The sequence below is a fragment of the Brevibacillus fluminis genome, assembly GCF_052072235.1.
GTDB classification, from domain to species: Bacteria; Bacillota; Bacilli; order Brevibacillales; family Brevibacillaceae; genus Brevibacillus_D; species Brevibacillus_D fluminis_A.
The window spans coordinates 4,795,001-4,809,205 of the sequence record NZ_CM125436.1 but is presented as its reverse complement, the minus strand read 5'-3'; the positions used below and the strand labels follow the sequence as shown (position 1 = coordinate 4,809,205).

The following is a 14,205-nucleotide window of genomic DNA, read 5'->3' as shown; positions in this document are numbered from 1 at the left end:
AATATGTGATTTGGATCGTTCCAGTCTACTTTTACTTGACTCGGATCGATCAAATCCGGCATCCGTGGTGCGAGATTGGAGTGAGAAATGCGGCAGTTGGAGTAAAGTGGGGCGTAATCATAAGCTCCATGATCGTTGTCATTGAAGCGGGACTGACGTATTTTTTTCAGGGCTCCTTTCATTTTGATTTGGGGTGGCGCTGGCTTACGACGCTTTTGTTTGCGATTCCGGAAGAAGTTCTCTTTCGCGGGTTTCTTCTTCAAAAGCTCTCTTCCTCGCTGACGTTCATTAAGGCGAATCTGCTTGCTTCCCTCTTGTTTGTCTCCATCCATCTCCCGATTTGGCTGGTACAAGGCGGAGCTTCCCTTCCCAAACTCATCGGCAATGGGGCCACCGTCTTTTTGGTCGGATACGGTCTGTCGTTACTTGTGAAACGCACGAATTCGCTTTGGTCATCGACGATTGTCCATACGGTTTATAACTTGCTGATTTACCTTAGGGCCGCCTAAACCCGTACAAACAGCCTTCCGGCAAACGTCGTGGCGGCTGTTTTTTTGTCCTGTTTAGATAGAAAATTCAAAAAGTTATCATCAATTTGTAACCGATGCGTGAGGATTCTCCCATATATTCACAGCTTCCGCTGGCGTATCGTTGTCAGTGGGAAGGGGAAATTGTCGTGAAGAAAGTGTGGATGTTTGTCGGAATTACATTGGTGGCCGGTGCTGCGGGGATTTTCCTCATCTTTGGCAACGGGGCGACCGCTGATCCCCACGCGGAGGAGAAGCGCGCGCTGGCCGCTTTTCAAACCTATATCGCAAGCCGGGAGAACCAACAGTTCGATGTGAGGTACGGACAGCTTTCTTCCGCTGCGCAAGCTCGTGTGACAAAAGAACAGTTCGTCAGCAAATATCGCAGCATTTTTGCGGGCATTGAAGCTGACCATGTGAAAATAAAACCGGTTTTTCCGCCGATCAGCTTCAAGGGGAGCGTTGCGATGGTGAAGGAAGAAACGTAAGCGCATCAAGGCTGGTATGTGGCCTGGAACCCGACCTTCATTTTTCCGGAGATGGCGGAGGGGGACAAGGTGCGGGTGAGTACGTTTGCGCCGAAGCGCGGGGCGATTCTGGATCGAGGCGGTCATCATTTGGCAACCGACAACGTGGTCGTGGATGTGTGCATTGTCCCGCGCGACTGGCAGACGGCGCCGCAGGGAGATCAGCAGAAGCTGCTGCATGTACTCGCGACGACGTCGGAGGCCTTGGCCTCGATTTTGCAAGCGTCATCAGCCAATCCCGACTCGCCTGTCCGGCTGGCAACGCTGTCGGAAGAGGACGCACGGCTTGAGCTTTTAGTGAATGTAAACGGGGTCACGCTGCGCAAAAAGGAAGTCCGGTATCACCCGTTCAAAGAGGCGTTTGCGCATTTGGTCGGCTATGTCGGCCCGATCGACCAAAAAAAGTGGGAAGCGCTCAAGGAGAAAGGCTACAAGCCATCCGATCTGATCGGCAAAGCAGGACTGGAGCAACTGTCTGAGGGGGAACTGCGGGGAGCGGCTGGCGGCATCATCAAAATTACCGATGCCGGCGGCGCGTTGAAAAAAGTCATCGCAAAAAAGCCTGCGACAAACGGCAAAACGATTGCGCTGACGGTCGATGCGGCGCTGCAGCAGACGATCTATGAACAGATGAAACAAGATGAGGGAGCGGCGTCGGCGCTCGATCCGAAAACAGGCGAGGTACTGGCGTTGGTCAGCACGCTGTCTTATGATCCCAACGCGTGCGTGCAAGGCATGACTGCCGCGCAATGGAAGCAACTGAGCGAAAATCCGCATGGCACCGGACACAAGGCGCGGGTACCGGGAGCCATTACCTCGATCCCAAGATCAGGCAGGTGTTAACAGTCGGCTTGCAGCTTCAAGCCAAACGATGAAAGGACGTGAGCACATGAGCATTCGATACGGTGGATGGAAACAGCGGCACAGCACAATGGCGGCGGCATGGAGGCAGAAAATCGATGGGCGGACAGGGAGCGATACGAGTTAGGCGAAGAGGCGGATGATCTCGCCTCTTTTTCCTTGTACAGATAAGAATGTATAAATTTCTTATCCAGTATAAGTGCAACCGCGGCCCCGCCAAAAAGCTTGGCGTAGCCAGGTTTTCTAACATGCAAGGAAGGGCCGCTATGCTTGGAGAGCTGCCGTGATGACGGATTGCACGATATGGCGGGAATCGAACTCCCGCTCCGACACTTCCACGATCGGGTACCGGTTCGGGAACAGCTTGGCATCGATTTCCTCCGGTGTCAGCCCCAGCCGGTACAGATGCAAAATGTCGCCGGACAGGTTTTCCAAATAGTCAAGCTTGGCGGTAAGCATCAAGCGGCCGTTGGCAAGGTAACCGGCATGGCTGCAAAACATCGCCTGAAAATCATAGGCGAGCAGCGTGCGGATCGACGCGATGATCTGCGGGATCGATTCGTCGTGCATGATCAGCTTTGTTTTGGGGATGAGATACAGGTCGCCGGAAAACAGCAGTCCGTTCGCTTCATTATACAGGGCGACATGATCATCGGCGTGGCCGGGGGTGTAGATGACGTTCCACCGGTACGACCCGGTTTCAACCGAATCGCCCAAACGCTGCGCAGTGAACGGTTCGCGGATGCCCCATGTGTCCTGCCGGTATTTGCGGTAGTTGGCGGGCTGGGAGCAAGGGACAATCCCGTTTTCGTGAATCAGAATCGGCACGTTCCGGTTCCGCTCGATCCATGCCGCCGTGCCGACATGATCCTCGTGCCCGTGCGTCAATACCACCTGCTCGAAGGAAGCGGCTTCATAAAACGAAATCAGCTCGTTTTCGAGAATCTTCGCCCCGGTATCGATCAGCAGTCCATCCACGAGATAAAGATAAACGGAAGAATCTTTACCGCCGATCGACACTTTGCCTTCGACACACGTGACGTTTTCATAGGTATGGAACGTAATCATATAAAGAAAGCCTCCATTTTTCGGCATCATGCATAAATCCGGCGATAATAATGTAGTTCTTTCATTATAAACCATATGAACGATTCAGTCATTTGGGAAGCTCTTATAGTTTGCCTGAGCGCGGCTTGCTCCGGCCGGGCTATGAAGGCGACTGCCCCGGTTGGGCCGTGAATTTGACATTCATGCCGAATTTGTTCATGGTTTTTCCCCTCTCTTCTCTCATTGGGTCAATTTGATAGTTTTATTGTCTTCTATTTAGCAGTAAATTTTCAGTGACAATCCAACAGCCAGGGATTTGGGAAAAAAGATCGCCGCGGAGCCTTTGTCATTGCCAACAAAGGCGCAAACCAAAAACGAAAACGGCTTTCGCGCCTCACATCATCCCTGAGATACACCCGCCGCGCAGCGTGTGGCTTTGGGGCGCGGTTTTCGTTTTTGGTTTGCGCCGGACACCCCGACCCCCAGTGGGCAAGGACAAGAGCGCAGCGCCGAGCTTTTTTCCCAAATCCCCTCGCCTCCACCAAACTATTTTCCCACAGGTAAATTCTTGCTACACTTGTGGAAACAAACAGAGGGGAGGCCGCTCAACGAATGAAAGAAAAGCTCCGCGCATCGCTCATTGACAGCCTGAACACCAAAAAACCCTTGATCGGCGTCGCAACCGGCTCCGGCTTTTCCGCAAAGCAAGCCGTGGCAGGCGGGGCCGATTTTTTGCTCGTCTTAAACGCAGGATTATTCCGGAACGCGGGCGTGTCCACGTTAGGCTCCCTGCTTCCATTTGCCAATAGCAACGAAATGGTGCTGAAAACCGGTTACCGCGAAATTTTGCCGCATGCGGGGGAGACGCCGGTCATTTACGGCGTTTGTGCCACCGATCCGACGATCGACCCGCAAGCGCTGATCGACAAAATCAAGGCGACCGGCTTTTGCGGCGTCAACAACTTTCCGACGGTCGGCCTGATCGACGGGACCATGCGGATCGCGCTGGAAGAAGAGGGATTCGGCTTCGCCAAGGAAGTGGAGTTCCTCGCCAAAGCGTCACAGCAGGGGCTGTTCACGATCGGCTTCGTATTCAATGAGGAGCAGGCGCGGGCGATGGCGGCAGCGCAGGTGGATGTGGTCTGCGCCCACTTTGGCTGGACGATCGGGGGAGGAACCGGGATCAAGAGCGGCATCACGATTCCGGAAGCCGTCCAGCTTGCCACCCGGATTTTTCAAGCGGCACAGGACGTGAACCCGGATTGCCTGCATATGGTGTACGGCGGACCGATCGTGTATCCGGAGCAGGCGCGCACTTTTTACCGCGAAACGAGCGCAGTCGGCGTGATCGGCGGCTCCACCTTCGAGCGCATCCCGACGGAAGAGAGCATCAAGGGCGTGATCGGCCAGTTCAAGCATGGGGACGGGCTGTCGGCGGAGAACCGCTATTTGAAGCAGGAGCTGCTCAAAAAAATGCGGTTCGACGAGATCGTCGGGCAAAGCCGCGCGATGCAGGAGATTTATGAGATCGTGCGCAAGGTGGCGAACAAAAACGTCAACGTCCTGGTCCAAGGCGAGAGCGGAACGGGCAAAGAGCTGATCGTGCGCTCCATCCATTACAACAGCGACCGCTACAAGCACGCTTTCGTGCGGGTCAATTGCGCTTCATTGCCGGACAGTTTGCTGGAAAGCGAGCTGTTCGGCCATGAAAAAGGCTCATTCACCGGCGCGACGCAGCAGCGGATCGGCCGTTTTGAGCTGGCGCATCAAGGAACGCTGTTCTTAGATGAGATCGGCGAGATGAGTCTGGCGACGCAAGCGAAGGTGCTGCGCGCGATCCAGCATCAGGAATTCGAGCGGGTCGGCGGCACCAAAACGATCAAAGTCGACACGCGGATTCTGTGCGCGACCAATGTGGATTTGTACAAAGCGGTGCAGGAGGGCAAATTCCGCGAAGACTTGTACTATCGCCTGAACGTGATCGCGATTCAGACGATCCCGCTTCGCGAGCTGAAGGAAGACATTCCGCTCATGGTCAATCACTTCCTGAAAAAGATCAACGAAAAATTCGCCTGCGACATCGGCGGGCTGACGCCGGCTGCTTTCGATGCCTTGCTCGCCTATGATTGGCCGGGCAATGTGCGGGAACTGGAGCACGTGCTGGAGCGGGCCTCGATTTTGTGCAATGGTAGCCGCATCGAGTGGAAAGACTTGCCCGCGCCGATCAGGGAAGCCAGCTTGCCGACCGTTGGCGACACACGCGGGACCAGTCATGTGGAGAGTCAATGGGTCAGCCGCTCGGTGGAATCGTTTGAAAAGGAACTGATCGAACAGACGCTGCAAAAGCTGGACTGGAACCGGACGCGCACGGCGGAAACGCTCGGTTTTACGCGAAGAACGCTTTTTAACAAAATGAAAAAATACAACATTACGCCGATTCCCAAATGAGAGAGAACGTGAACTATTTTTCCCGTTACCTGATTTGGGAATTTTTTTCTCACTGTTTTGCGGCGTCGTGAGAAAAAAATTTCCCACAACCGTTGCGATACCCTGATCAAACCGGGCTGAAATGATTGGCAAGGAACTTGCTCGAAATAGGCTGTGAATCAGAGCGTTGAAGGAGGGAAAGTGGAATCTATGGGACAAAAGCCAACAGTTGTATTGCTTGGCACGCTTGATACGAAAGGGATCGAGTACGGCTACATTTGTGAGCGCTTACAGCAAGAGCATGGCGTCGAAACCATTTTGGTGGACATCGGTGTACTTGGCGAGCCTGTCGTCCAACCGGATGTGATGCGCGAAGCGGTCGCGGCAGCTGCTGGTCATCAGGTCGATCGGCTGATCGCTTCAGGCGATCGCGGAGCGGCGATGAAGGCGATGGCCGAAGGCGCCGCTGCCATCGTCAAAGAGCTGTATGAGCAAAACCGGCTGCAAGCGATTTTAGGACTCGGCGGCTCGGGCGGCACAGCTGTCGTTTCCCATGCGATGCGCCAGCTGCCGGTCGGCGTGCCGAAGCTGATCGTGTCCACGATGGCATCGGGAGACACCCGCGCGTATGTCGGGGCGGTCGACATCACGATGATGTATTCGGTCGTCGATGTCGCCGGAATCAACCAAATTTCCGCACGCATCCTTTCCAATGCCGCAGCGGCCATCGCCGGGATGGCGAAAGCGGCTGTTCCAGACATGTCGGCGAGCAAGCCGCTGATCGGGGCGACGATGTTCGGCGTGACGACTCCGGCTGTCGAGACGGCACGCAAGCATTTGGAGGAGCTTGATTACGAAATTCTCGTGTTCCACGCTACCGGAACGGGCGGGCAATCGATGGAAACGCTGATCCGGGACGGCTTTATCACCGGGTCCTTTGACCTGACAACGACGGAGCTTGCGGACGATTTGGTCGGCGGTGTGTTGACGGCTGGCCCGACCCGGCTCAATGCGGCAGGAGAGGTGGGTATTCCGCAGGTGGTATCGCTGGGGGCGCTTGACATGGTGAACTTTGGGCCGCGCGATACGGTGCCGGAACGGTTTGCAGACAGACGGCTGTATGAGCACAATGCGACAGTCACCTTAATGCGCACGACACCGGAGGAATGCGCGGAATTGGGGCGCCGGATCGCGGCCAAGCTGAACCAGGCGACAGGTCCGGTCAGCCTGTTCATCCCGCTGCGGGGCGTATCGGTGCTGTCCAAGGAAGGGCAATTTTTCCATGACCAGGCCGCTGATGAAGCGCTGATCGAGGCGCTGCGGCAAAACGTCAATCCACACATCGTCGAAATTTTGGAGCTGGATACGGATATTAACGATCCCGCTTTCGCCATAGCGATGGCGCAGCGGTTCCATGAACAATATCAAGCGTGGCTGAACAACAGATAAAAGAACACAACGGAGAATGGTAGGAGAGGATCGCATGATGACAAGAGAAGAAGCATTGGCACGTCTGCAGGAGGAAATCAAAGCGGGGAATCCGATTATCGGCGCGGGTGCGGGCACCGGACTGTCGGCCAAATCGGCCGAGGCGGGCGGAGCGGACCTGATCATCATCTACAATTCCGGGCGCTACCGGATGGCGGGCCGCGGCTCGCTGGCAGGGCTTTTGCCGTATGGCGACGCCAATCAGATCGTCGTGGAGATGGCGGGCGAGGTGCTGCCGATCGTCAAAAACACGCCGGTGCTGGCAGGGGTATGCGGCACCGATCCGTTCCGGCTGATGCCTGTGTTTTTAAAGCAGCTGAAGGAAATGGGCTTTACCGGCGTGCAAAACTTCCCGACCGTCGGATTGTTTGACGGCACGTTCCGCGCCAATCTGGAGGAGACCGGCATGGGCTATGATCTGGAGGTGGAGATGATCCGCCAGGCACATGAACTGGGGCTGCTGACCGCGCCGTACGTGTTCGATGCCGAGCAGGCGCGCAAGATGGCAGAGGCAGGGGCCGACATTCTGGTGCCGCACGTCGGCTTGACCACCTCCGGTACGATCGGGGCGAAAACGGCGCTGACCATCGATGAAGCGGCTGCGCTCGTTCAGGAGATGCACGATGCGGCGAAAGAAGTGAACCCCGACATCATCGTGCTCTGCCACGGCGGACCGATCGCCGAGCCGGATGACGCCGCGTATGTGCTCGATAACACCAATGGCATCGTCGGATTTTTCGGCGCATCCAGCATGGAGCGGCTGCCGACAGAGGTTGCCATCACGGAAAATATGCGGAAATTCAAAGCGATTTCACATGGAGGCGAATAACGTGAAGCAAATCGATCCGAAAGAAATCCCGACACATACGTTCAATTGGGGCATGATCAAATGGTTCGTCACGCCGGAGCAGACACCGGGTGCGAAGGTGACGTGCGGCGAGGTGATCCTGCTGCCGGAAGAGGGGCATGATCGGCACAATCATCCGGATGCAGAGGAGATTCTGTATATTTTGTCCGGGGAGGGTGTGCAAATGATCGGGGATGAGGAGCCGTTTCCGGTCAAAGCGGGCGACATGCTCTACATCCCGACAGGGGTTTACCACTCCACGCACAACACGGGCTGGGAGCCTCTGCGGCTGCTCGCGTTCTATAATCCGGGCGGCGCGGAGAAAGGGCTGACCACCTTGCCGGATTTCAAGGAAGTGCCTGCCGGTGCGGTGCAGAAATACGAGCGCATATAAAGCGATAGAGAAACCCCGGGCGTCAGAGGCTGCCCCGGGGTTTTTTGCTGGACAGAATTCCAGTTGAAACGAAAAAGGAGTGCCGCCCTTTCGCGTGGAAGGAGTTGGGACGACGATAAAAAGGAGCGATACCAGACATGACGACAACGATTTTTACCAATGGCCGCATCTACACCCAAGACCCGGCGCACCCCTATGTGGAGGCGATCGTGGCGCGGGATGGGCGGATCGTCGACCTCGGTTCGCACGCCGACATGCAGCTGCAATGGGGGCGTCATGACGCTAAATATGTGGATTTGCAAGGAAAATTGGCGACGCCGGGCCTGATCGACAGCCACCTGCATCTGGGCTGGCTCGGGTCCACCTTTCTCCAGCTCGATTTGAACAAAACGACATCCAAAGACGAGATGCTGGCAACCATCAAGCGGGCGGCAAGCGAAAAAACGGCTGATGAATGGCTGATCGGGAAGGGCTGGGACGAAAACCAGTTTGTCCAGGGCGGCATCCCGACCCGCGAAGAACTGGATGCGGTCGCGCCGCATTGCCCGATTTTTCTCAACCGGGTGTGCGGTCATGCCGTGCTGGTCAACAGCAAGGCGCTGCGGCTCGCCGGGATCGAAACCCGCGCGGATGCGATAGCGGCAGGCTTGATCGGAGCGGATGAGGAATTGACAGGGCTTTTGCTGGAAACGGCGGCGAACGTCGTCAAAAAACACATTCCGGAGCCGGGTTATGCTCAATTGAAGGAACAGACGAGAAAGGCGATCCAGTATGCGATGCAGCACGGGCTCACCGGCGCGCACACAGAGGACTTGCGCGATCTCGGCGGATTGGACCAGACGTACCGGATTTATGACGAGCTGTTGAATGAAGAAGGATTGGGTTTGCGCTGCAACCTGCTGCTCTATTACCCGCATCTGCCAAGCATTCGGGAAAGTCACCTGCGGACCGGATTCGGCAACCACAACCTGTCGATCGGGGCGGTGAAGCTGTTTGCAGACGGCGCTTTGGGCAGAAGAACCGCTTACTTGTCCGCGCCTTATGCGGATGATCCGACGACGAGCGGGATGCCGATCCATTCGCAGGAAGAGCTGCTCGCCATCATGCGCGAGGCGCGCAGCCTGAACATGACGATTGCGGTCCATACGATCGGCGACAAGGCGCTGGATATGGTGCTCGACGGGCTGCGGCAATTCCCGACCGTCCCGTATCGCGACCGGATCATCCATACGCAAATTCTTCGGCCGGACCAGCTTACCGCCTTGAAGGACGACAGCAAAATCGTCGATATTCAGCCGCGCTTCGTCGCCTCGGATTTCCCTTGGGTGGAGGAGCGTGTCGGCAAGGAGCGGATTCGCCATTCCTACAGCTGGAAAACGATGATCGACGCGGGGATTCACTGCGCCGGTGGCTCTGATGCCCCAGTGGAGCCGCTCGATCCGCTTTTGGGCCTCCATGCTGCGGTCACGCGGAAAGCTCCTGGCGAGACGCATGGCGGCTACTATCCGGAGCAGAAGCTGTCGATGGCGGAGGCGATTCGCCTGTTTACGGTGGGCGGCGCGATGGCTACCAACGAGGAGCAGCACAAAGGGACGCTTTCGCGCGGCATGCTGGCGGACATGACCGTCTATTCACAGGACTTGTTCACGGTCGAGCCGGATGCGCTGCTTTCGACCGGGATCAGCATGACGATTATCGGCGGAAAGGTATGCTACGCGAAATAAGCGCATCGACGATCGCAAGGCAGTTACGGACGATGACGCTCTGCATGGAGCGTCTTTTTTGCGCGCTATCGCGGGATCGACCGCGTGTGTGCAGTTTTGCCCGTTCCCCCCTTGTTTCCGCCGTTCCGGTCGTTTACGCTAGAGCCACGAGATACGAACGGGAGGACGGATGCGCATGACGGATGGCAAGCGCGTGGATGAATTGGCTGCGCTGAAAGAAATCGCGGTGACGCTCAACATTACGAACGACACCAACCATATGCTCGATGCGGTGCTGCGAAAGCTGCTTGAAGTGACGGGGCTTACGACAGGCTGGATTTTTTTGATGGAAAAAGAGCCGGGCTTTACGTGCGTGGTCGATCATCGCCTGCCCCCGGCGCTTTCCTGGGGCGAGAAGGAGCCGATGTGCACCGGCAGCTGCTGGTGTGTCGACAAGTATTGGGGCGGCCGCCTGCACAATGCCGTCAACATCATCAACTGCAAGCGGATCGAAAATGCGATCGAATACAAATGGGGCGATACCGAGGGCATTTACCACCACGCGACCGTTCCGCTGAAAGCGGGGGAAGAATGGTTCGGCCTGCTGAATGTGGCGGCGCCGGGCAAAGAGCACTTTTCCGATGAGGAACTCGCCCTGTTGACGGCGGTCGCTTATCAGATCGGGACCGCGCTGAAACGGACCAAGCTGTTCCATGCCGAGCAAAAGCGGGCGGAGCTGTACGCCAAGCTGGGGGACGCAAGCAAGGCGATCGGAGCGGTAACCGAACTGCAAAAAATCCCCTGTACCGCCGTCCAGCAAATCGGCAAGCATTTTCCGTGGGCCGCAGCCGCCTTTTTCTTGAAGGAAGGCAAGGCGATGTCGCTGCGGGCGCTGTATCAAGGCGAATCGGTCAAGAGCGAATGGAAAGCGGTCACAGCAGCCGAGAGCGGCCCGGTCGCCGAAGCGATGAAAAAAGGCAAGGTGCGCCGGGTCGAGGCGGAAGCGGACCAGGAGCTGTCGCTGCCAGCGGCTGGAATCGCGCCGTTTCGTTCAGCGGCGGCGGTTCCGATCCGGCTGCGCGGGCAGACGCCGGCATGTCTGTTGGTTACCAGCCAGAAGGCAAGCGATTTTGACGAAACCGATCTGGAGGTGCTGCAATCGCTTGCGGATCATATTTCCATCTCGATGGAAAACGCCCGCCTAAACCAGCAGCGCCGGGAATTGAGCAAGCTCGAGGAACGGAATCGGCTGGCGCGCGACCTGCATGACTCCGTGTGCCAAAACCTGTTTTCCCTGTCGCTCATGACACGGGGGATGGAAGGCATTCTCGACGGCGAGCAGGACGATCTCATGCACAACTCACTCCGCGAGATTCAGCGGTTGACGGAGGATTCGTTGAAGGAGATGCGCGCGCTGATTTGGCAGCTGCGGCCCGCGGGCCTCGAGGAAGGGCTGCTCACCGCGTTGAAGCTGTACGGGCAAAAGCTCGGCATCATCGTCCGCGATCAATTGGATGGCTTCAACGAACTGCCGCGGGCGATCGAGGAGACGCTGCTGCGCATCGGGCAGGAGTCCTTGAATAATGTGGCAAAACATGCCAAAGTAACAGAAGTGCAAGTATATTTGAAAGTGACCAAGCGCGAAGTGCTGCTTCGGGTAAGCGATGGTGGCGCCGGCTTTTCCCAGCAAGCGGGGCAGAAGCTGAACTCGCTTGGACTGATCAGCATGCGTGAGCGCGCGGAGATGCTCGGCGGCCTGTTTTCGATCGAAAGCAAGCCGGGAAAAGGGACGGTTGTCCAGGTGCTGATCCCTACTTGTTGGTAGACGGCGGAGAGGTGAAGGTTCATGAAAATAAAAATCTTGTTGGTCGATGATCATGCGGTCGTGCTGCGCGGCCTGCAATTTTTCCTCAGCATGCAAAAAGATTTCGAGATTGTCGGTGAAGCGGAAAACGGCAAGGAGGCGCTGGAAAAAGTGGCGTCCTGCCAGCCGGATGTCGTGCTGATGGACATGGTGATGCCGGTGATGGATGGGATCGAGGCGACGCGGCTCATCAAGAAAACGTATCCGGACGTCAAAATTTTGGTGCTGACCAGCTTTTCCGATCAGGATTATGTGCTCCCGGCCCTGCAGGCAGGTGCAGTCGGATACTTGATGAAAGACATGAAACCCGATCAGATCGTCGAAGCGATTCGCGGGTCGTATAGCGGAAATATTCAGCTGCATCCGGATGTCACGTCCAAGCTGATGGCCCAGGTGACGGCCGCTCCCGCTGACCAGCCGCCGGTCGCCGCCCCCGTGCAAACGGGCGAGAGGCACCATGAGACGCTTACCAAGCGTGAAAAAGAAGTCCTTTGTCTGCTCGCGCAAGGATGCTCCAACAAAGAAATCGCCGCGGTGCTGGTTATCGCGGAAAAAACCGTCAAGACGCATGTCAGCAGCATTTTGGGCAAGCTTGATCTCTCCGACCGGACGCAAGCCGCTCTTTATGCGATCAAACATGGCTATGTCGATCCTGCGTAAGTCTAGTACCTACTCCATAAGTCGTACGACCAGTCCGCCTCATCAGGCGGGCTTTTTTTGTCAAAAGATACACCTGTGAGCCGAGGTAGCGGATGGCGTGCGGCGATACAATAAAGTCACAAACAAGGATAAAACAAACACAATAAGCAAATCGACGGAGGTATTCCCATGAACATTGTCATTTTGAATGGTGGAGCTACACAAGGATCGCGGACGCGCGGATTGGCGCGGACATTTGAGCAGGCGCTGAATAAGAACGATATCAACGTGACGTTTTTTGACCTGGGTGAACATGTACTCCCGGTCTATAACGGAAGCGACGAACAATATGAGCTGACATCGGTCAAAGCGCTGCAATCGCTGGCGCAGGAAGCGGACGGCTTTGTCATCTGCACGCCGGAATATCACAACGGGATGAGCGGGGCGCTGAAAAATGCGCTGGATTTTTTGGGCTCGCGGCAGTTCCGCAACAAGCCGACGCTGATCGCCGCTGCGGCTGGCGGCGGAAAGGGCGGCATCAACGCCTTGAACAATCTGCGCACGGTGATGCGCGGGGTCTATGCACTGGTGCTTCCGGATCAATTCGTGGCTGATCCGCATCATTTCAATGATCAGCAAAAGGTGACGGATTACGATGCGCAGGAGCGAATCAACGGGATGGCGGAAGAACTGATTCGCATCAGCCGCCTTTTGGCTGCGAAGTAAAGAATGGCGGAAAGCCAGACACAATGAAGGGGGACGGAAAAGATGAAAATCACCGAATTGACGCTGTACACCGATCGTTTGGAGCCGGCGAAGCAGTTTTATACAAACGTGATGGAGCTGGAGCTGCTTGCGGAAGAGGCCGATTCGTTCACAGTCACCGTCGGCTGGACGGCGCTGCGGTTCGCGGCTGTCCGGGATCAGAGCCGTCCCTTTTACCATATGGCTTTCAACATTCCGGAAAACAAGATCGAGGAAGCGCGGGAATGGCTGTCCCAGCGGGTGGAGCTGGTTTTGCATGAAGAGGACCCGCTCATTTATTTCGAGTCGTGGAACGCGCATTCGCTCTACTTTACAGATGCGGCCGGCAATCTGATCGAGCTGATCGCGCGGCACAACCTGGAAAACGCGACCGACATTCCTTTCAGCAGCCGCGATTTCCTCTGCGTCAGCGAAATCGGGCTCCCTGTGGAGGATGTGTTGGGCACGGTGGAAGATTTGGGGATCGGGCTCGGGATCGGACCGTGGCGCGGGCCGACCGCTTCCTTTACGCCGATGGGGGATGAGGATGGGCTGCTGATTTTGGTTGCGTTCGGGCGAACCTGGTTCATGAGTGATGTGCAAGCGCGTTTTCACCCCGCCGAAGTGACCATTCACGGCAATCGGGACCAGGATGTTCATCTGCGCGGCTATGAGTTTCATATGATTGCGGCGGATGGGTATGTGTGAAAGCAGCCGTCCCCTGTGGCGAAAAGCATTCCCGCAGCGAGAGGGGCAGTAACGATGATCGATGGTTTGTTTGAAACGCATCTCAATGTGGCAAATTTGGAACGTTCGGCTGCTTTTTATGAAAATGTGCTGGGCTTGCAGCTGCTTCATGCCGATGAAAAGCGCCGCTCGCGTTTTTATTGGATCGGCAAGGAGGGGAAGGCCATGCTCGGGATTCGGGAGGATTATCCGACCTCTCTGGTGCAGCGGCAGCATTTCGCTTTCCGGATTTCCTGTGAGCAGATGGGGAATGCCCGGGCTTTTTTGCAGGAGAAGGGCATTGAGGTCCGGAATTTTTACGATGGTCCTGCGAGCGAGCTGTACGTCTTCGCGTTCATGCCGGCCGTCTCGCTTTATTTTGCCGATCCTGACGGGCATCAGCTGGAAATG

Annotated in this window: 15 protein-coding genes (1 of these 15 running past the window's edge); 14 read left to right on the top strand and 1 reads right to left on the bottom strand. The window is 56.4% G+C overall.

Going from position 1 to position 14,205, the window contains the following annotated elements; all coding sequences use genetic code 11:
- Positions 1-80 precede the first annotated feature (80 nt).
- The 4 genes from ACTID9_RS23625 (at position 81) to ACTID9_RS23610 (ending at position 2,086) form a co-directional block, all read left to right on the top strand.
- Positions 81-509 carry a lysostaphin resistance A-like protein gene (locus tag ACTID9_RS23625; protein ID WP_441067298.1) on the top strand — a complete coding sequence of 143 codons (429 nt, stop codon included), beginning with the start codon at positions 81-83 and terminating at the stop codon, positions 507-509.
- Positions 510-676: 167 nt separating this feature from the next.
- Positions 677-1,015: an NTF2-like N-terminal transpeptidase domain-containing protein gene (locus ACTID9_RS23620; protein WP_441067297.1), complete on the top strand. Its 339-nt coding sequence runs from the start codon at positions 677-679 to the stop codon at positions 1,013-1,015.
- Between the two features lie 75 nt (positions 1,016-1,090).
- Positions 1,091-1,897 (top strand): hypothetical protein, encoded by an 807-nt coding sequence (locus ACTID9_RS23615; protein ID WP_441067296.1) that lies wholly within the window; start codon positions 1,091-1,093, stop codon positions 1,895-1,897.
- 66 nt (positions 1,898-1,963) lie between these two features.
- Positions 1,964-2,086 (top strand): hypothetical protein, encoded by a 123-nt coding sequence (locus ACTID9_RS23610; RefSeq protein ID WP_441067295.1) that lies wholly within the window; start codon positions 1,964-1,966, stop codon positions 2,084-2,086.
- Positions 2,087-2,179: 93 nt separating this feature from the next.
- Here the strand turns inward: ACTID9_RS23610 and ACTID9_RS23605 are convergent, their stop codons facing one another.
- A complete protein-coding gene (locus ACTID9_RS23605; RefSeq protein WP_441067294.1) occupies positions 2,180-2,983 on the bottom strand; it encodes an MBL fold metallo-hydrolase in 804 nt (267 codons plus the stop codon).
- A 591-nt stretch (positions 2,984-3,574) separates the two neighbouring features.
- On the opposite strand from ACTID9_RS23605, the gene ACTID9_RS23600 reads away from it, so the two are divergent.
- The 10 genes from ACTID9_RS23600 to ACTID9_RS23555 all read left to right on the top strand — a co-directional run.
- Positions 3,575-5,410: a phosphoenolpyruvate hydrolase family protein gene (locus ACTID9_RS23600; protein ID WP_441067293.1), complete on the top strand. Its 1,836-nt coding sequence runs from the start codon at positions 3,575-3,577 to the stop codon at positions 5,408-5,410.
- Positions 5,411-5,599: 189 nt separating this feature from the next.
- On the top strand, positions 5,600-6,838 hold the full coding sequence (locus tag ACTID9_RS23595) for a Tm-1-like ATP-binding domain-containing protein (RefSeq protein WP_441067292.1): 1,239 nt from the start codon (positions 5,600-5,602) through the stop codon (positions 6,836-6,838).
- 34 nt (positions 6,839-6,872) lie between these two features.
- Entirely contained in the window at positions 6,873-7,706 is an 834-nt protein-coding gene (locus ACTID9_RS23590) for a phosphoenolpyruvate hydrolase family protein (RefSeq protein WP_441067291.1), read from the top strand.
- A 1-nt stretch (position 7,707) separates the two neighbouring features.
- Entirely contained in the window at positions 7,708-8,118 is a 411-nt protein-coding gene (locus ACTID9_RS23585; protein ID WP_441067290.1) for a cupin domain-containing protein, read from the top strand.
- Between the two features lie 137 nt (positions 8,119-8,255).
- Complete coding sequence (locus ACTID9_RS23580; RefSeq protein WP_441067289.1) at positions 8,256-9,842, top strand: amidohydrolase; 1,587 nt, start codon at positions 8,256-8,258, stop codon at positions 9,840-9,842.
- Positions 9,843-10,017: 175 nt separating this feature from the next.
- Positions 10,018-11,646 (top strand): GAF domain-containing sensor histidine kinase, encoded by a 1,629-nt coding sequence (locus tag ACTID9_RS23575; RefSeq protein WP_441067288.1) that lies wholly within the window; start codon positions 10,018-10,020, stop codon positions 11,644-11,646.
- 21 nt (positions 11,647-11,667) lie between these two features.
- Positions 11,668-12,345 carry a response regulator gene (locus ACTID9_RS23570; RefSeq protein ID WP_441067287.1) on the top strand — a complete coding sequence of 226 codons (678 nt, stop codon included), beginning with the start codon at positions 11,668-11,670 and terminating at the stop codon, positions 12,343-12,345.
- A 168-nt stretch (positions 12,346-12,513) separates the two neighbouring features.
- Complete coding sequence (locus tag ACTID9_RS23565) at positions 12,514-13,050, top strand: NADPH-dependent FMN reductase (protein WP_441067286.1); 537 nt, start codon at positions 12,514-12,516, stop codon at positions 13,048-13,050.
- 42 nt (positions 13,051-13,092) lie between these two features.
- Positions 13,093-13,776, top strand: coding sequence for a VOC family protein (locus ACTID9_RS23560; protein WP_441067285.1), 684 nt, complete (start codon positions 13,093-13,095; stop codon positions 13,774-13,776).
- A gap of 54 nt (positions 13,777-13,830) precedes the next feature.
- Positions 13,831-14,205 carry the 5' portion of a VOC family protein gene (locus ACTID9_RS23555; RefSeq protein ID WP_441067284.1) on the top strand. Its footprint extends 90 nt past the window's final position, so the window shows 375 of its 465 coding nt (coding positions 1-375); its start codon is at positions 13,831-13,833; its stop codon lies off the right edge, out of view.